At 64.9% G+C, this 18,445-nt stretch carries 12 protein-coding genes and 1 tRNA gene; 6 read left to right on the forward strand and 7 right to left on the reverse strand.

Annotation, left to right across the window (positions count from 1 at the left end):
- The first annotated feature begins 58 nt into the window (after positions 1-58).
- Together AASM09_RS14355 and AASM09_RS14360 are read left to right on the forward strand one after the other, a co-directional pair.
- Entirely contained in the window at positions 59-2,437 is a 2,379-nt protein-coding gene (locus AASM09_RS14355) for a TonB-dependent receptor (RefSeq protein ID WP_049428162.1), read from the forward strand.
- An 8-nt stretch (positions 2,438-2,445) separates the two neighbouring features.
- A complete protein-coding gene (locus tag AASM09_RS14360) occupies positions 2,446-4,554 on the forward strand; it encodes a phosphocholine-specific phospholipase C (protein ID WP_049428159.1) in 2,109 nt (702 codons plus the stop codon).
- Between the two features lie 100 nt (positions 4,555-4,654).
- On the opposite strand, the gene AASM09_RS14365 is transcribed toward AASM09_RS14360, so the two are convergent.
- The 4 genes from AASM09_RS14365 to AASM09_RS14380 all read right to left on the reverse strand — a co-directional run bounded on the left by AASM09_RS14365 (position 4,655) and on the right by AASM09_RS14380 (position 10,870).
- A complete protein-coding gene (locus AASM09_RS14365) occupies positions 4,655-6,250 on the reverse strand; it encodes an alkaline phosphatase D family protein (protein ID WP_049428156.1) in 1,596 nt (531 codons plus the stop codon).
- A gap of 10 nt (positions 6,251-6,260) precedes the next feature.
- The gene (locus AASM09_RS14370) at positions 6,261-9,194 is read right to left on the reverse strand and encodes a TonB-dependent receptor (protein ID WP_343368477.1); all 2,934 of its coding nucleotides are present in this window, start codon (positions 9,192-9,194) and stop codon (positions 6,261-6,263) included.
- A gap of 141 nt (positions 9,195-9,335) precedes the next feature.
- The gene (locus AASM09_RS14375; RefSeq protein ID WP_049428151.1) at positions 9,336-10,358 is read right to left on the reverse strand and encodes a FecR family protein; all 1,023 of its coding nucleotides are present in this window, start codon (positions 10,356-10,358) and stop codon (positions 9,336-9,338) included.
- A complete protein-coding gene (locus AASM09_RS14380; RefSeq protein ID WP_049428148.1) occupies positions 10,355-10,870 on the reverse strand; it encodes an RNA polymerase sigma factor in 516 nt (171 codons plus the stop codon). The genes AASM09_RS14375 and AASM09_RS14380 overlap by 4 nt, the downstream gene beginning before the upstream one ends.
- Positions 10,871-11,009: 139 nt before the next feature.
- On the opposite strand from AASM09_RS14380, the gene AASM09_RS14385 reads away from it, so the two are divergent.
- Entirely contained in the window at positions 11,010-11,309 is a 300-nt protein-coding gene (locus AASM09_RS14385) for a hypothetical protein (RefSeq protein WP_049428145.1), read from the forward strand.
- A 244-nt stretch (positions 11,310-11,553) separates the two neighbouring features.
- Positions 11,554-14,226 (forward strand): pyruvate dehydrogenase (acetyl-transferring), homodimeric type, encoded by a 2,673-nt coding sequence (aceE, locus tag AASM09_RS14390; RefSeq protein WP_049428143.1) that lies wholly within the window; start codon positions 11,554-11,556, stop codon positions 14,224-14,226.
- 51 nt (positions 14,227-14,277) lie between these two features.
- Here aceE and AASM09_RS14395 read toward each other — a convergent pair whose 3' ends face one another.
- On the reverse strand, positions 14,278-14,760 hold the full coding sequence (locus tag AASM09_RS14395) for a hypothetical protein (RefSeq protein ID WP_049428141.1): 483 nt from the start codon (positions 14,758-14,760) through the stop codon (positions 14,278-14,280).
- 203 nt (positions 14,761-14,963) lie between these two features.
- Here AASM09_RS14395 and AASM09_RS14400 point away from each other — a divergent pair, with 203 nt between their 5' ends.
- Both AASM09_RS14400 and AASM09_RS14405 read left to right on the forward strand, forming a co-directional pair.
- Entirely contained in the window at positions 14,964-17,294 is a 2,331-nt protein-coding gene (locus AASM09_RS14400) for a TonB-dependent receptor domain-containing protein (RefSeq protein WP_049428137.1), read from the forward strand.
- Positions 17,295-17,414: 120 nt separating this feature from the next.
- Complete coding sequence (locus tag AASM09_RS14405) at positions 17,415-17,849, forward strand: DUF4189 domain-containing protein (RefSeq protein WP_049428182.1); 435 nt, start codon at positions 17,415-17,417, stop codon at positions 17,847-17,849.
- A 105-nt stretch (positions 17,850-17,954) separates the two neighbouring features.
- On the opposite strand, the gene AASM09_RS14410 is transcribed toward AASM09_RS14405, so the two are convergent.
- Both AASM09_RS14410 and csrA read right to left on the reverse strand, forming a co-directional pair.
- Positions 17,955-18,047: transfer RNA gene (locus AASM09_RS14410), tRNA-Ser, on the reverse strand.
- A 78-nt stretch (positions 18,048-18,125) separates the two neighbouring features.
- Positions 18,126-18,329, reverse strand: coding sequence for a carbon storage regulator CsrA (csrA, locus tag AASM09_RS14415; protein ID WP_004152909.1), 204 nt, complete (start codon positions 18,327-18,329; stop codon positions 18,126-18,128).
- Between the last annotated feature and the right edge of the window lie 116 nt (positions 18,330-18,445).

Raw genomic sequence — 18,445 nt, forward strand, 5'->3', positions numbered from 1 at the left:
CGATGTCATTGGCGCTGCCGACACTCCGGGGCTTCCCTCTGCTGAAGGTCCGGTTTCGATGCGAACGATTGCGCGCTTTCCCCGTGTTTCGCTGCTTGCCCTGCTGATCGCCCCTGCACTGGACGCCCTGGCCGAAGCACCGCAGGGCGACGCGGCCGAGGCGCGCAGCACGGATGCCCGTACCCTGGACCAGGTGCAGGTGATCGGCCAGGCCACCAGCTACGCCAAGACCTCGGTACGCGCGGAAACGCTGAACCGGCAGACGGTGATGAGCAGCGTCAACGATGCGCTCAACGAAGTACCCGGCGTGGTGGTCAGCGAGGCCGATGCCACCGGCTCGTCGGTGTGGGGCACGCAGATCAGCATGCGTGGCTTCGTCACCAACCGCGATACGCAGCAGATCGGCACCACCATCGACGGCCTGCCCAACGGCGGTTCGGGCTACGGCGGCGGCTCGCTGGCCAACCGCTACATCGACACCCTCGACCTGGAGACGGTGGAAGTCAGCCAGGGCACCGCCGACATCTCCTCACGCTCGAACGAGGCGCTGGGCGGCACGCTCAACTTCCTCACCAGCGACCCGCTGCAGGACAGCCGCCTGCGCTTCGTGGTCGGCGCCGGTGACAACGATGCGCGCAAGTACTACGTGCGCTACGACACCGGCCTGCTCGGCGGCCACAGCCGCGCCTGGGTCAGCGCCTCCTCGTCGAAGGTGCACGACTGGATCGACGGCACCGGGCACGCCAGCAACGACCACATCGCCGGCAAGTTCATCACCGAACTGGACCGTTGGACGCTGACCGGCTACCTGTCCTACAACGATGCCGACGAACCGGAGTACACCAGCGTTTCGCCGAAGGGCTTCGCCACCAACCCGGAGCGCGACAACCTGGTCGGCACCCTCACCGGCATCCCGTACCTGGACCAGAACTACCGCTCCGGTTCGCGTGCGCTGCGCGAGAACACCTTCGGCTACCTGCGCGCGGCGTTCGATGGCGGCAATGGATTCAAGGCCTCGATGGCCGCCTACGGGCACCGGATGCAGGGCCGTGGCGACTGGCTGCCACCTTACCTGGCACAGGTCAGCGATGACGGTGCCGGCCGCCCCGAATCGGAGTACATCGGTGGAAAGACCGTGTACGGCGGCAGCAACCGTGGCCAGATCTTCTTCGTCAATCCCGACGGCAGCGCCGCACAGCGCCTGGCCAGCTGCACCCCACGGCTGGGCTTCAGCGCCGAATATGATCCGAACTGCTACGCCGGCAACGTGCTGGGCGCGCAGTCGTATCGCCATACCCACTACGACAACGACCGCATGGGCGTGACCGCCGACGTCGAGTGGCGACAGACCTTCGGCGCGGTCGACAACACGATCCGTGGCGGCCTGTGGGTGGAGAAGCTGGACCGTTCGGCGCGCCGCGACTGGCATCGCCTTCTCAATGTCGGCCAGAGCATCGACTTCGACCACCAGCCGTACTGGGTGCAGTTCGAAGACAAGTACAAGGTTGACGAGCAGATGTACTACATCGAGGACGTGGCCCGCTTCGGTCCGTTCAGCGCGCGCCTGGGCGTGAAGCAGTTCTTCGTCGACCAGTCGCGCCGACGCGTGATCGGTGCCAGCGAGCACGTCACCTCCGATTCCAAGTCCGATCCGCTGCTCTCCACCGGCTTCACCTGGGCGCCGGGCGTGGAAGGCATGGAGCTGTTCGCCGGCTTCTCGCAGAACTTCGCCGCGATTCCGTCCGGCGTGCTTGGCGAGACCGACCCGCAGCGCTTCCGCAACGTCGAGCCCGAAACCGCCGACAACATCGAAGTAGGCATGCGCATCAGCCGCTGGCCGCTGACCGCCTCGGTCACGCTGTACAACATCAAGTTCGACAACCGCATCGTCTACCTGCCAGCAGGCTTCGTCAGCGGCATCGACTACCTGGGCGAGACCGACGGCGTCTATGAGAACTTCGGTGGCGTGGAAAGCAACGGCCTGGAAGCGGCGTTCGGCTATGGTTGGGACAATGGCTGGCGGATCAACGCGGCCTACACCTACAACCGCTCCAAATACCTGGGCAGTGGCAATGCCGCCCGCGATACCCAGCTGGGCATCGTCGACGGCGCCAAGGTGATCGGCCAGCCGGAGAACACCCTGGTGCTGTCGGCCGACTGGCAGGGCGCCAACTGGAACGTCGGCCTCTCCGGCCGCTACCTGGGCACGCGCTACCTCGATGCCGCCAACGTCAACAAGCTGCCGTCGGCCACGGTGTTCAACGCCAACATCGGCTTCGACCTGCAGGGCCTGTCGCCGCGCCTGAAGGGCATGGGTGCCAACCTGGTGGTGAGCAACCTCACCGATAAGCGGTATCTTGCAGGGGTGGACGGCCGCGACAACGCCTTCATCGGCGCTCCGCGCACCGTCGGCATCTCCTTCCGCGTGGACCTGTGAGTGAGCCCGTGACCGATATCGGCCGACGCCGGTTGTTGCAGGCCGGCGTTGCCGCCGGCCTTTCTCCGCTGCTGCCCAGCATCGCCCGGGCCGCAGCGATCGCCCCTGCCGCGCAGACGCGCAGCCTGGAAGACCTGCAGCACATCGTGGTGTTCATGCAGGAGAACCGTTCGTTCGACCACTACTTCGGCACGCTGCCAGGCGTACGTGGCTTCGGTGATCGGTTCGTCGCCCCGGCCGCCGCGCTGCAAGCAGGTGGCCGCACCCGCAGCCTGTGGCTGCAGCCCGATGCCAGCGGCGAGCGAGCGATCGCGCCGTTCCCGCTGGATACCGCCGCGCACTTCGGCTACATGCGCGTGGAAGGCACGCCGCATACCTGGCCCGATGCGCAGCGCGCCTGGGACCACGGCCGCATGGGGCAATGGCCGAAGGCCAAGCAGAACCACTCGATGGGCTACTTCCAGCGCAGCGACCTGCCGTTCCAGTTCGCGCTGGCCGATGCCTTCACGATCTGCGATGCGTACCACTGCGCCATGCAGGCCGGCACCAACCCGAACCGGGTGTTCCTGTGGACCGGCCACAACGATGCAGAGGCCCGTGCCGGTGGCCCGGTGATCGCCAACTCGCATGACAACTTCCCCGAACACGGCGGGCATCCGGCGTCGTACCGCTGGACCAGCTATGTCGAGCGCCTGCAGAACGCCGGCGTGTCCTGGCAGATCTACCAGGACATGGCCGACAACTTCACCGACAACCCGCTGGCCGGCTTCGAGGCGTTCCGTCGTGCCTACAGCGCGGCACCCGGGCATGATCCGCAGCTGCGCGCACGCGCTGTCAGCACCCGTGGCCTGCCACAGCTGCGCCAGGACGTACTCGACGGGCGCCTGCCGCAGGTCAGCTTCATCATCGCCGATGCCGCCGGCAGCGAACATCCCGGTCCGTCCAGCCCGGCCCAGGGCGCGGCTTATACGGCGCGCGTGCTGGATGCGCTGACCGCCGATCCGGAAGTGTGGAGCCGCACCGCCCTGCTGCTGATGTTCGACGAGAACGACGGATTCTTCGACCACATGCCGCCACCGGCCCCTCCCTCACCGGTGAACGGTGGATGGGCAGGTGCCTCGTCGGTCAGTACCGAGGGCGAGTATCACCGTCATCCCGCACCGGGCGACGAGAAGTACGATGCCGCCGAACTGCGGGGGCGCCCGTATGGTCTCGGTCCGCGTGTGCCGCTGTACGTGATTTCGCCGTGGAGCCGCGGCGGCTGGGTCGATTCGCAGGTGTACGACCACACCTCGGTCATACGCCTGATCGAACGTCGCTTCGGCGTGGCCGCACCGGACATCTCGCCTTGGCGCCGTGCGGTCTGCGGGGATCTGAGCAACGCGTTCGACTTCGCCCAGCGTGATACCCGTCCGTTCGTGCGCGGCCTGCCCGATGTCAGCGCGGTGGCGGCACGTGCGGCGGCCCTGCCGCGGCGTACCGTGCCGGCGCTGCCCGAGGGACTGAAACCGGCGAAACAGGAAAGCGGTGTACGACCGGCGCGTGCCCTGCCCTACCGGCCGCAGGCATCGATCGCTGCGGTCGACGCTGCGGGCGTGGAGCTGACGTTGTCCTGCGAAGGCGCAGCGGCTGTGCTGCATGTCTACGACCGGCTCCGGCTGGATGCGGTGCCACGCCGCTACACGCTGCTGCCCGGTACGCCGCTGCGCGAGCGCTGGCCGCTGGACGCCCAGGGCCGCTATGACCTGTGGTTGCTCGGCCCGAACGGCTTCCACCGCCACTTCAAGGGCAGCGCCAAGGCATCCGCGGTCCAGGCCACGGTCGAGCGTGCGGATGGTCAGCTGCGGCTGCGCCTGCGCAACCTGGGTGACAGCACGCAGCAGGTGCGCGTGCAGGCAGGTGCCTATGCCGGGCACATGCCCGAGCAGGCGCTGGCGGTGCCGGCGCATGCCGAGACCACGGTGGCCTGGGAAGCAGCGTCCACCGCAGGCTGGTACGACCTTCAGCTCAGCGCGGGTGAAAGCGTGCTGCGCCTGGCCGGCCGCGCAGAGGATGGACGCCCCGGCACCAGCGACCCGGCGATGGGCAGCGAGCCATTGCGGTTCGAGCACGATTGAAGGATCTCTGTAGAGCCGAGCCCATGCTCGGCTGCTTTTCCGGTCAGTTGTCGAAGAGCAGCCGAGCATGGGCTCGGCTCTACAGGCTAGACCGGTAGGATCAGGCCTCCTGCAGCCCCGGCCGGCCGTGCTCCACCGCATAGCGCTTCCAGCTCTGCACCGCGCCATTCGGCTGCATCACGGTATCCAGCGTCTTCATGTCGCCAATCCACGCATCGCGGGTGACATCGCACAGCACGTAGCCACGCTTGTCGGTGGTCGTCTTCAGATAGGGGCTGTGCGCAAGCTGGTTCCTGGCATACGCATCCACACCCTGGCCATCGGCGCCGGAAGTAATCGATGTGGCCAGGAACTCGCTGGAGATCACCCCTGAGTCACGGTGGTCCTGCACCAGATCGCTGGCATAGTGGCGATGCGCGTCGCCACAGGCGGTCACCACGTTGCCGAAGCCGACCTTCTGGATGTGATCGAGCAGGCGCCGGCGGCTGTCCAGATAGCCCGACCATTGATCGTCGGACGACTGCACGATGCCATCATTCTCGCGCATGTAGTTGCCCAGTGCCACCTGATGGGCGATGGTGTGCCAGCGCGGTGCGACATCGGCCAGACCATCGAACAGCCAGCGCTCCTGCTTCGCGCCCACAATGCTGCGTTCCGGCGATTCCACGTCCTCACGCAGCGCCATGTTCGCCTGCTTGCTCCGGTACTGGCGGGTGTCGAGCAGGTGCAGATCCATCAGTGTGCCGTAGCGTGCGCGCCGGTACATCTGCATGTGGCCATCGCGCGGGAATGCCGAACGGCGCAGTGGCATGTTCTCGTAGTAGGCCTGGAACGCCTGTGCCCGGCGCAGCAGGAACACTTCGCTGGGCGTGTCATCCTGGTCTTCGGCACCGGCCCAGTTGTTGTCCACCTCATGGTCATCGAAGGTGACGAACCACGGTGCCGACGCATGCGCGGCCTGCAGGTCGGCATCGCTCTTGTACTGGGCGTAGCGGCGACGGTAATCGTCCAGCGTGTAGGTCTGCGGCCCGACATGATTACGCAGGTTGGTGAACGGCTGGCCGTTCATCTTCCGCAGGCCCGGTTGGCTTTCGCCTTCGTAGATGTAATCACCGTAGTGGAAGACGAAATCCAGCGGTTCCTCGGCGATGCGCCGCCACGCGGTGTAGTGGCCCTCTTCGTAGTGCTGGCAGCCAGCCACCGCAAAACGCACACGATCCACTGCGGCCGTGGCTGCGGGCAGCGTGCGGGTACAACCGATCGCACTGGCGTGGCCGCCTACGGTGAAGCGGTACCAGTAGGGTCGTCCGGGCGCCAATCCGCCCAGCTCCACGTGCACGGCGTGGCCGAGTTCGGGATGCGCCATTGCCGAACCCTGGCGCACCACCTTGCGCATGCCATCGTCTGCCGCCAGTTGCCACTCGACCACCATCGGCCGGGTCGGCATGCCACCGCCGAACACCAGCGGTTCGGTCGCCAGGCGCGTCCACAGCACCATGCCATCGGCCGAGGGATCACCCGAGGCCACGCCCAGGGTGAAGGGTGTACTGGCAAAGCGCGGCTTGGCCAGCAGGTTGCGCGGGTTCAGCGCGGTGGCATCGGCCTGCGCGGCCAGCGCGTGTGCCGTGCCCATCCAGGCACCGGCAGCGGACAGGCCGGCCAGGGCCAGGAATCGCCTGCGATTGATCGTCTCCACGGCTGTGCCCTCAGTTGTAGATGATGTGGAAGTAGAAGAAGCGGCCGTAGTCGTCGATCTCGGTTCGGAAGCGTCCGTTCGGACCGGTGCTGTAGGTCGGCTGGGTGTTGAACAGGTTCTTGGCCTCGTACTTCAGTGTCACGTGCTTGCTGACCTTGTGGCTGAAGGCCATGTTGAAGGTCATGTATGGGTCGTAGTACGAATCCAGCCATTGGGTGTCACCGAAGTCGACCAGCATCCGGCTGCGGTAGGTGCCGGACAGGCGCAGCTGCGCGCTCTTCCATGGCATGCGCCAGATCACCGAGCCATTGAGCGACCAGTCCGGCTGGTACAGCAGCCGGTCCAAGCGGCGCTCGGTGCCATCGCTGATGCGGTAGTTGGTCTGGCCTTCCAGACGGGTTGCATTGAAGTACATGTCGAAGCGCTGGCGGCCCCACTGCAGGTTGCGGTTGGCCACCGCGAACTCGACGCCACGCAGCTTCGACTCGTCGGTGTTCATCGGCTGGGTGACCCGGTAGCGGGTATCCCCCACGTTCTCGAACGTGGTCAAGGTGTAGATATCGTCCTTGATCACCTTGTCGAACAGCGCCACCGAGACCAGGCCATTGTTGCCGTTGAAGTACAGGTCCCACGCCAGGTCGATGTTGGTGGAACGGCGCGGCTGCAGGTTGGCGTTGCCCTGCTTGATGCTGCAGAAGCCCCTGCCCTCCTCGTCATCGCCACAGCTGGTGCTGGTGGCCTGCGCGATGTTGCTCGGCGTCGGCCGGCCCAGCGTGCGACTGGCGGAGAATCGCAAGCGCTGGTCCTCGCTCAGCTTGAACGTCGCATTCAACGAAGGCAGCAGGTTGTTGTAGCCACCGCTCGTATTGCGGAAGGCGGAGGTATAGGTAGTGCCGCCATCATCGCTGAACGGGCTGTAGGCATCGAAGCGGGTGTGGTCATAGCGCAGGCCGCCGATCAGCAGCAGCCGATCCCAGGCGTAGTGCGCGGATACATAGGCATTGGTGATGTCCTCCACGTACCTGTAGTCGCTGGTGAAGTTGGCATTCGGATACGCCGCATTGTTGTTGCCCAGCTTGGGCAGCAGTTCCTCGTTCCACTTGCGGTTGTCGATCAGCGGGAAGCCCGGCACGCTTCCCAGCAGCGTCGAACCCGGATACAGGTAATCGTTGAGCGTGGCACTGCTCTTGAAGTAGTCGAAGTCGATGTCCTGCCAGATCTTCAGATGGCGGTATTCGGCGCCGGTGGCCAGGCCGAAGCCACGGGCATCGGCGTCGATGTTGTAGCTGAAATCGGCGCGCAGGTTGTCGATGCTCTCCTTGGCATCGCGCGGGGAGACATAGGCCTGCGCGGGATTGAGCTTGAACGCCGAGCTGGTCAGCAGGCTGGAATCGGAAACCGCCACCGCGTTCGGGAACCCGTGGCTGTCGTTCTCGTAGTCGACGAACAGATTGCTTGGGTAGGCGCGCACACCCCAGTAGACCTGGCTGTTGTGGAAGGTCTCTTCGGTATGGCCGCCACGCAGGGTCAGCCGTGAACGGTCGCCCATGTCCCAGTTGAAACTGGCGATGGCACCACGGTTGCTGCGGTCCCAGCGGTCGTGACGGTTCTTGATGTAGATGCTGTTGATCTGGGTGGTGCCGCTGTCCTCGGTCTGGTTGCGGATCGGAAACCTGGCATTGCCGTACAGATCGGTCTTGTTCATCGTCGAGTTCTCGTAGAACCGGTACGAGTACAGCAGCAGCGATGCGTAGAACGGGTCATCCGACGGCTTCCACTCAAGCTTGGCGGAGCCACCGAAGTTGGTGATGAAGTTGGTATAGGTGCCGGTGCTGAAGTTGCCAGGCGCACGCAGCCCGTTCCAGCCCTTGGCCTCGTCCGGACCGGTGGTACCGTCGGTGAGGTATCTGCCAGCGTCGTTGTAGTAGTAGTTCGACTCCACCCAGCGCTTGTCGCTGTTGCGTGAACGCTGCTCGTAGCGTGCCACCGCAACGATGCCGAACTCCTGGTCGGCGCCGAACTGATTGGAGAACACCATCTTGGCGCTCTTGCCGAAGTGACCCATCGCCTCGTGGTTGCCACCAGCGCTGCGCTCGACGTTGGTCTCAGCGGTGGAATAGATGCCCGCCACATCGGCAAACACGTACTTGCCGGATCGGTCGAAAGCACTGCGGCTGATGATGTCGATCACGCCGCCGATCGCATCCGGTGCCTGCTCCGCACTGAAGCTCTTGTAGATGTCCGTACGGGTACCGATGTCGCTGGGAATCAGCTGCAGGTTGTTCATCCGCTCGCCGGAGCCACTGCCTCCCACGCTGGCAATCGCGATGCCATCGATGGTGGTGTAGTTGAGGTTGGCCTGTACGCCGCGCACGGTCACGTAACGTGGCTCGCCGGCATCCTCCACCGCACTCAGGCCTGGAGCGGCCATCAGGCTCTCGGCCAGGGTCTCGTCGCCGTAGCTGTCCATCTCGTCGTAGACCACCGAATCCTTGATCACCGGCGACGACTTCTTCTGGTCGATCACCTCGTGCGCGGCAATCACCTTGACGGTGTCCAGGGTCGGCGCCACCACCGCCTCTGCCTCGCGCGGCTTCGGCGCGGCCGGCTTCGGCGCGTTGCTTACGGGTGCCGGATCGATTGCGATGACATTGCCATCGACCACGGTGTAACCCAGGCCGGTACCGGCCAGCAGTGCATCCAGCGCCTGCTTGACGGTGGCACCGCGCGGCACCGCACCGGCCATGCGGGCATCACCGCCGGCCGAGTACAGGAACTGCACCCCGGAACTGCGCGACAACTGCTCCAGTGCGCGTGCCAACGGCTGCGCCGCGATCGGCGCCGAAACACGGGCCTCAAGGCCATCGGCAGTGGCCGCGACCGCCAGCGGTACGCTGCAGGGAGACAGGGCGAGGATGATCGACAGGTAGAGCGTGTTGCGCATCACGGGTCCTTGGAAGAGAGAAGGCAGCAGGCGCCGCTGCGTGGCTCGGCAGCGGCTTCTCCCAAGTAAGAGCCCGCATCCACCGAAGTGGAGAATGCGGATTCGATGAATTTTTTCTGACAGTCAACGGCCACGTCGGCCTCAGCGACTGCCGACCCGCACGGTGTCGCCTTCACGCCTCACCACGAAACGCGGGTCGCGTTCGAGGAAGGCCTGCAGCGCACCGATGCGATGCGCATCGAGACTGCCCGACAACCGTGCCGATGCCGCGCCTTCGTCCAGCACGCGCACCTGTACCTGGTTGTGCCGGTTGAAGGCAGCGGCCACCTCGTCCAGCCGTTCATCAAGGAAGGACACTTTGCGCTGCTGCCAGTCCAGCAGCATCGACAACGGTACGTCCAGTGACTCCACCGAATGGCTGCGCGCATCGACCTGCACCACCCGGCCCTCGCCCAGTTGCGCAAGACGCCGGGCGTCCGCACGCTGGCTCCAGATCTCCACCTCGCCGGAAACCACGCCGATGCGTGTGCTCTGCAACCGTCGCGAGACATCGAACACCGTGCCGATATCGCGGATCTGCAATCCGTTCACCTGCACCTCGAACGACCGTCGGTCACGGGCGATATCGAACGTGGCCTCGCCCTGCAGCAGCTCCACCTTGCGGCTGAACCAGCCCATGCGTACCCGCAGGCGGCTGTCCGCGTTGAGCCGCACCTGGGTCTGGTCGGGCAGCACCACGTCGCGAAGCTCACCCTGTCCGGCACTGTAAAGCTGCTCGGTGGGCATCACCTGCGGAACCAGGCCCACGCCGAGCAGGGCGATACAGGCTGCGGCAGCCGCCATCCACCAGCGCGCACGACCGCGACGCGGCACAGCGCGCGGCGGCGCGTGCACGCTACCGAACAGCGGCACCACCTTGGCAGCGACCTGCCGCGGTGGCACCGGCGCCTCTTCAGGCAACGGCGATTGCAGCGCCTCACCGACCTGCCGGTGCAGCGCGAGGGCGTGCATATAGGCGCGCACGTGCTCCGGCGAGCGCTTCATCCAGTCCAGGAACGCAACCCGCTCGGCCTCGCCCAGTGTTCCGTCGCGATTGCGCAGGAACCAGTCCATGGCCTCACAGGCGATCGTGTCGTCGACCACGGGCGATGAGTTCCGGTTCATGTGTGGTCCCTGGCGCCCAGCGCCTTCCTGCAAGCCTCCAGCCCCTTGCCTATGTGCTTGCGCACCATGTGCACCGACACCTGCAGCTGCTGGCTGATTCCCGGGCAATCCAGCCCATCGCGGTAGTGCAGCTCCATCACCCACCGCGTGGTCGCCGGCAGTCGTGCAATGGTGCTGCGGATATCACTCCAGCGCTGCGCACGCTCGAATTCACCCTCGATGTCTTCTTCGCTTTTCAGCACTTCGGCCAACAGATCGACATCTTCCAGCGGCGGCAGCGACGACCGCGCACGCGCATGCTCGCGCGCCAGGTTGGCCGCCACGGTGAACAGGTAGGCTTCCGGGTTCTCGACCGCATCGGCATCTTCGCCGGTGCTGCGCAACAGGCGAAGGTAGACCTCCTGTGCCAGGTCTTCGGCATCCTCGCTGGCCGAACCGCGACGCAGGAAGAAGCCACGCAGCAGTCGTCGCCGCAGCGCGTAGCTCTTCTCCCAGATCCTCACGCTGTTCACGGCCGACCAACCATCCCGAGGCTGGAAAGCCCCGCAGGGTGACCGCCATCGATGACAGTGGCGTTTCAACGACCGGCAGGCAGCCGCTAGAATGCCGCCCCTGCAATGTCCCGGCAGCCGGCACAAGGAGTGCCCCGCAATGAACGCACGCACCGCCATCAACACCCTCAGCAGCCTGCTGTTCCTGCTGCTGGTCGCCCACACCACCGCCTACCAGCAGCAGATGTGGCCGCCCAGCCGGGTCATCCACGTGCATCCGGTGATCGTCGCCCTCGCCTATGCACTGGGCGTGCTCACGCTGCTGCTGTGGATCGGCGGCCGTCGCACACCGGAACCCGCCCAACGCCTGGCGCGCTGGCTGCCCATCGTCGCCTGGTGCCTGCTCGGCATCGGCGTGGCGGTCATCCCGGTGTTCCTGCCTGGGCTGTCCCCGGCCTGATCAGCGCCCGCGCCCAGCGCATCGGCCCATGATACGGCGCGCGGCGCCAACCCTTGCTTGCCAGAGACCCAAGCCAGGCCCGCCTATCGAAGCCGGGGGGGCCGGCCTACGCTTGTCTCCTCGGTGGCCGCCACGGCCGCTCTTCGCGTCACGGCCCTGCCGTTGCGACCCCGCTCCAGTGCTGTGCGCCCTGCCGGTGTTGTCGCCCAGGCAGACGTCCGACCGGCGCCCTCTGGAGACAGCCATGAACCAAGCCCTCATTCCCTTCGATACCGATCCACTGGAAACCCAGGAGTGGCGTGAATCGCTGGAGGCGGTGATGCAGGCGGGCGGCCGGCCGCGCGCGCACTATCTGATCGACCAGCTGAGCGATCTGGACGCCCAGCAGCACGGCGACCTGCATACCCGTGTCTGGACCGCCTACGTCAACACCATCCCGCCCGAGCGCCAGCCGGCCTACCCGGGCGACCTGGCCATCGAACGCCGCCTGAACGCGATGATCCGCTGGAACGCGATGGTGATGGTGCTGCGCGCCGGCAAGCACTCCAACGTCGGTGGCCACATCGCCACCTACCAGTCGGCGGCGGTGCTGTACGACGTCGGCTTCGATCACTTCTTTCGTGGCCGCACCGACACCTTCGACGGCGACATGATCTACATCCAGGGCCACTCCGCGCCGGGCATCTACGGCCGCGCGTATGTGGAGGGCCGCATCGATCCGGCACGGATGGACAACTTCCGCCGCGAAGCCGGCCGCGAAGGCCTGTCCTCGTATCCACACCCGCGCCTGATGCCGGAGTTCTGGCAGTTCCCCACGGTGTCGATGGGGCTGGGCCCGCTGACCGCGGCCTATCAGGCGCGCTACATGCGTTACTTGGAATACCGCGGCCTGAAAGCACACCAGGGACGCAAGGTCTGGGCCTTCCTCGGCGATGGCGAGATGGACCAGCCTGAATCGCTGGCGGCGATCTCGCTGGCCGGCCGCGAGCGGCTGGACAACCTCGTGTTCGTGGTCAACTGCAACCTGCAGCGCCTGGACGGGCCGGTACGCGGCAACGCCAAGGTGATCCAGGAACTGGAGGGCACCTTCCGCGCTGCTGGCTGGAACGTGATAAAGCTGATCTGGGGCAGCGGCTGGGACGACCTGCTGGCCCGCGACCACAACGGCCTGCTGCGCCAGCGCATGATGGAATGCGTGGATGGCGACTACCAGACCTTCAAGTCGCAGAGCGGCGCCTACGTGCGCGAACACTTCTTCGGCCGCTATCCCGAGCTTCTGGAGCGGGTCGCGCACATGAGCGACGACGATATCTGGGCGCTGGCGCGTGGTGGCCACGACCCGCAGAAGGTGTTCGCTGCCTACCAGCAGGCGGCGAACACCAGCGGCCGGCCGACGGTGATCCTGGCCAAGACGGTCAAGGGTTTCGGCATGGGCGAGGCCGGTGAAGGCCAGAACATCAACCATCAACTGAAGAAGATGAGCGCCGACGCGGTGCGCGCCTTCCGTGACCGCTTCAACCTGCCGGTCAGCGACGACCAGCTGGAAGAAATGCCCTACCTGCGCCCCGAACCCGGCAGCGCCGAGGCAGCCTACTTCGCCGAACGCCGCCGCGTCCAAGGTGGCCAGCTGCCAGCGCGCCTGGCCAAGGTCGATCCGCTGCCGCTGCCACCACTGTCGATCTTCAACACCCAGCTGCAGGGCAGTGGCGATCGCGGCCAGTCCACCACCATGGGCTTCGTGCGCATCCTCACCAGCCTGCTGAAGGACCCGGACCTGGGCAAGCTGGTGATTCCGATCGTGCCCGATGAATCGCGCACCTTCGGCATGGAGGGCCTGTTCCGCCAGATCGGCATCCACTCCTACCTCGGCCAGCTGTACACCCCGCAGGATGCCGGCCAGCTGAGCTACTACAAGGAGGCCAAGGACGGCCAGATCCTGCAGGAAGGCATCAATGAATCCGGTGCGATCTGTTCGTGGATCGCCGCCGGCACTGCCTACAGCAACCATGGCCTGGCCACGATTCCGTTCTATATCTTCTATTCGATGTTCGGCCTGCAGCGCGTTGGCGACCTCGCCTGGGCTGCAGCCGATGCACGTACGCGCGGCTTCCTGCTCGGTGCCACGTCGGGCCGCACCACGCTGATGGGCGAAGGCCTGCAGCACGATGACGGCCACAGCCACGTGCTGTCATCGGTGATTCCCAGCTGCGTGTCCTACGACCCGACCTACAACTACGAACTGGCGGTGATCATCCACGACGGCCTGCGCCGCATGTATGTCGAGCAGGAAGACATCTACTACTACATCACCGTACTCAACGAGAACTACCCGCAGCCGGCCCTGCCCGAAGGCGTCGAGGCTGGCATCCTGAAGGGCCTGTACCTGCTGCATCCGGCGGCCGCCGATGCCGCCCCACAGCCACGCGTGCAGCTGATGGGCAGCGGCTCGATCCTGCGCGAAGTGGAAGCGGCGGCAGAACTGCTGCTGCAGGACTTCGGCATCGCCAGCGACGTCTGGAGCGCCACCAGCCTGACCGAACTGCGCCGCGATGGGCTGGCCGCCGAACGCTGGAACCTGCTGCATCCGGCCGAAGAACCGCACGTGCCCTACGTGCAGCAGTGCCTGCAGGGCCACGACGGCCCGGTGGTGGTAGCCACCGACTACATGAAAATCGTCGGCGACCAGATCCGTCCCTTCATCAACGACCGCCGCTTCACCGCACTGGGCACCGATGGCTTCGGCCGTTCCGACACGCGTGAATCGCTGCGCACGTTCTTCGAAGTCGATCGCCACTTCATCGTGCTGGCGGCATTGAAGTCACTGGCCGACGAAGGCCGCATCGAGCGCTCGCGGATGCAGGAGGCCATCGACAGGTACGGCATCGACACCGGCAAGCGCGATCCGGCTGCGGTGTAAGACGGCTGCATTCGCCACGCCCGAGGTACGGGCGTGGTGAATGCAGCAGCGCTAAGGCACCCGCTTGAACAGATTGGTCTGCAGGATCGGCGTACCGTCGTGGCCGTAGAACGCTTTGGTCTCAGTCATCGTCGTGCGGTCGGCGGCCACGGTATAGATGCGGGTGGACGCGGGCGTGCCATGGTCCACCAGCTGCATGACCAGCGTGTTCGGCGCCGGCAGTTTCAGGTTGGCCTTGTCCGCGCCGTAGGTGCCGGACAAAGGCCCCGGCGTGCCGTCGAGGGACAGCGTGCCATCGGACTTCATGGTCTTGCCGTCGTGCAGGACGATGTCCACGTGCGAACTCCAGCGTCCACCACCGGCATCCTTGAATTCCAGCACCACCTGTTTCGGGCGCTGCGCCTCGGGCAGCGCCGAGGTGGCAATGTCCAGCGACCAGCGTCCCAGCAGCGGTGAGGGCGGTGCCTCCATCGCGAACGCCGGGGCGGCCGGCAGCGAAAGCGCAGACAACAACACAGCGGACAGCAGCTTCATACGTTGCTCCGTTCGAGTGAAGAAGGGGCTGCGGGAGTATTGCGCTACGCAGTGACCCGGATCGTGCGCGCTGCCAAGGCGCCAGGCAAGCCATTCAGATGAACAGGGGCATCCTGCCAAGACGCTTGCAGCAGGCGCGTCTGCAACTTGTCACATCAAATAGTTACGTTATAACATTTCACGTCATTTTCACGGATCGTGTCATGCGTCGTCATCTCCTTGCTGCAGCCATTCTGTTCGCCGTCCAGTCCGCCCATGCCGCGGACGAACCCACCCTTCCCACCCTCCGGGTCGAGGCCTCCCAGTCCTCGCGCATCGACAGCCGGGTCACCGTCGACAACCCGCAGGCGCAGAACCGCACCCTGGGCAACCTGCTGGAGCACGTCTCCGGCGTGCAGAGCAGCGCCTTCGGCCCGAACGCCGGCGCGCCGGTCATCCGCAGCCTCAGCGGCAACCGCGTGCAGATCCTGCAGGACGGCCAGTCCATCCTTGGCATGAACGCGATCAGCGCCGATATCAACATTCCGTTCGACCCGCTGTTCGTGCGCAGCGTCACCGTCAACAAGTCGTCCGATACCGTGCGCTACGGTGGCAACGCGATCGGCGGCAGCGTGGAGATCGACTCCGGCCTGATCTCGCGCAGCATGGAAGACAGGGACCAGTCGATGGAACTGGTCCTGCGCAAGGGCTTCAATGCCGCCGACGCGCAGGGCTTCCGCATGAACTTCAACAACCAGCACAACGTCTCGACCAACCTGCAGGTCTCTCGGCAGCGCATCTCGCACTACGACATCCCTGGCAACAGCAAGGCCAGTGTCTGCAATACGCGTCTGTTCCCGCCGACCGGTGGTGTGAACTCTGCGCTGGCCGACAGCTGCCAGAAGGAAGCGCGCGTGCAGCAGATCTACAACAAGGCCTCGCAGCCGTACATCGACCAGTTCATGACCGAGAACCCGGACTGGGCCGACGGTGATTTCTCGTTCTACACCAACAACCCGACTTCGGTCTGGCAGCGCCGCACCTACATCAATCCGGTCAATCCTGCCTATGTCTCAGGCACGCCCTCATACGTGCAGAAGCAGATCAACAACGATGTGACGCCCGACTACCATCGCCGGCTGGGCAACAGCTACGCGCGCAACTCGCAGGTGGCGTTCGGCTCCACGCTGTTCTTCGATCGTGGCTATGTGGGCATCAGCATCGATGCCAAGGACAGCGAATACGGCGTGCCAGGGTTCTCGATGCAGAACCTGTCATTCGGTTCCAACTATGCCGACGGGCTGCCGGTGGGCGTGGTGATCAAGCAGGAGCGCTACGCGCTGGAAGCACTGCTGCGCGATCCGCTGCCGGGGCTGGAGCGTGCCGAACTGCGTGTCTCCAGGCTGGACAACACCTCGGGCGAACGGCTGGGTGCTTCCAGGGCCAACGACTACGATTTCGAGGGTACCCAGGCCGAACTGCTGCTCAGCCACCAGCGGATCGGACCGCTCAGCGGCCTGCTCGGTTTCAGCCACCAGTCGCGTGACGTGACAGGTAGTGGCTCGCTGCGCTATCTGCCTGATGTGGACTCCCGCAGCAACGCGGTGTTCCTGAAGGAAACGCTGGACTTCGGCTGGGCCAGTTTCGACGCTGGCGTGCGCCACGAGCGTGTCGATCACGAACTGCAGCCGAGCCGCTTCAAGACCGCGCGCAATGCTGCCAACACGAAACTGCAGGATCGTTCCTACCGGCTCAACAGCTACAGCCTGGGTTCGTATGTCGAGCTCGGTCCGTTGTTCGCCGCCAAAGTGCGCTACTCATCCTCGCAGCGCGCACCGGAAATCAACGAGCTGTACGCCAGCAACGCGCACTACTCGGTGATGACCCAGGAAGAAGGCAACCAGAATCTCGAACCGGAGCGCGCGAAGAATCTGGAGCTGACCGGCCTGTTCCACCTCGGCGGTTTCGAACTGTCAGGCACCGCCTACCGGATGCGCTACGAGAACTATCTTTACCTCGGCCATTCCGGCGCGCAGATGGCCAACCGCCTGCCGCTGAAATACTGGAAACAGACCGATACCACGGTAAAGGGCTTCGAGATCGATGCCTCGCAGGCATTGGACCTGGGCCGCTACGGCACGTTGAACGTCTCCGCCTTCGCCGACCTGGTGAAGAACAAGGCCGATCACCCCGATTCGTTGCGTGCCCACAATGACGGCGAGTACCTGCCGAACATGCCGACCAACCGCTACGGTGCCAACCTGCAGTGGCAGCGCGAAGGCTGGAAGGCGCAGCTGTCCAGCACCTATTACGACACGCAGAAGTACCTCGGCCGCAACGTCAGCGAGGAAGTACCGCTGGATGCCTTCAACCTGGTCGACCTGCAGGTCAGTCGTGAGCTGCCGGTGCGCAACAGCTACATCGCCGGCATGGAAGTGTTCGTCAATGGCAGCAACCTGCTTAATGAAGAAGCACGGCCGCACAACTCACCGTTGAAGTACATCGCGCCGTTGCCGGGGCGTGGGTTCCAGGTGGGGGTGACGGTGAGGCTCTGAGGCAGAGGCCGGAGAAAGGCAAGCCTGCAGGTGAGCCACCTGTGGGCGTCCTGGGTCACGGACTGCGTGGTTGCCTCCCGGGCCGCGATTGATCCACCATCGGCGAAAATGGAGAAGGTGATGAACTGGAAACAAGCGATTTCCCTCGGGGTGCTGTTGAACATTGCATCCGGCGCCGGTGCCGCATCGGCGATCACCTACGACAAGGACGGTCGCTACGGCTACTCGATGAACCAACGTTCCTTGACCACCGCGATGCAGCAGTCGCTGCACTACTGCGCAGCGCGATCACGCAATTGTGGTCAATCCGCCAGCACGGCCAACGAAGGCTATTCGGCCATCGCCACAGGCACGATTGCGCTGGGCTTTGCACTGGCAGAGAAGACGCCGGATGCTGCGCAGAAGAAGGCAGAGAGAATGTGCAGGGAGCGTGCCAACGATTGCGTGCTTGCCCTGCTGTGGAGGGAAGCGCCATCCGATGAGCTTGAACCGCCGGTCCACCCAGGCGCACCTGTTTCGGTGCCCGCGGCCACTCCCGACCGGCGCCTGCGATGAGCACGGTGGACCAGGCAGACACGGCTCGGCACTGACCTGTCCATTCGAGCCTCAGGCAAAGAAAAACGCCTGCAGATCGAAGATCTGCAGGCGCTTCTTTGTATCTGGCGGAGTGAGAGGGATTCGAACCCTCGATAGAGCTTTTGACCCTATACTCCCTTAGCAGGGGAGCCCCTTCGGCCACTCGGGCATCACTCCGGGGTTTTCTCCGCGTCTGGTGCGTTGCACCTCAGCGGGGCGTGAATCATAACGTTAATCGAGTGCGAAGGTAAAGCGTTATTCGGCAGAATTTTCGCTACCGGTGCCACCGGCTTCGTCACCGCGCTGGATGCGCTGATAGATCTCTTCGCGATGCACAGCGACGTCCTTCGGCGCGGTGATGCCGATACGCACCTGGTTACCCTTGACGCCAAGCACGGTGACGCTCACCGAGTCACCGATCATCAGGGTTTCGCCGACGCGGCGAGTCAGGATCAACATTTTTGTAAGTCTCCATGGAACCGTGTGGAAGGGTATCCCCCACCGGCTTGACGCTCCGTCAAGAAGCGCTACCACGACAAAGGGAAAAGATTCGCAATGGTACCGTCAGCCGTCCC

Source organism: Stenotrophomonas maltophilia, from assembly GCF_039555535.1.
GTDB lineage: Bacteria > Pseudomonadota > Gammaproteobacteria > Xanthomonadales > Xanthomonadaceae > Stenotrophomonas > Stenotrophomonas maltophilia_Q.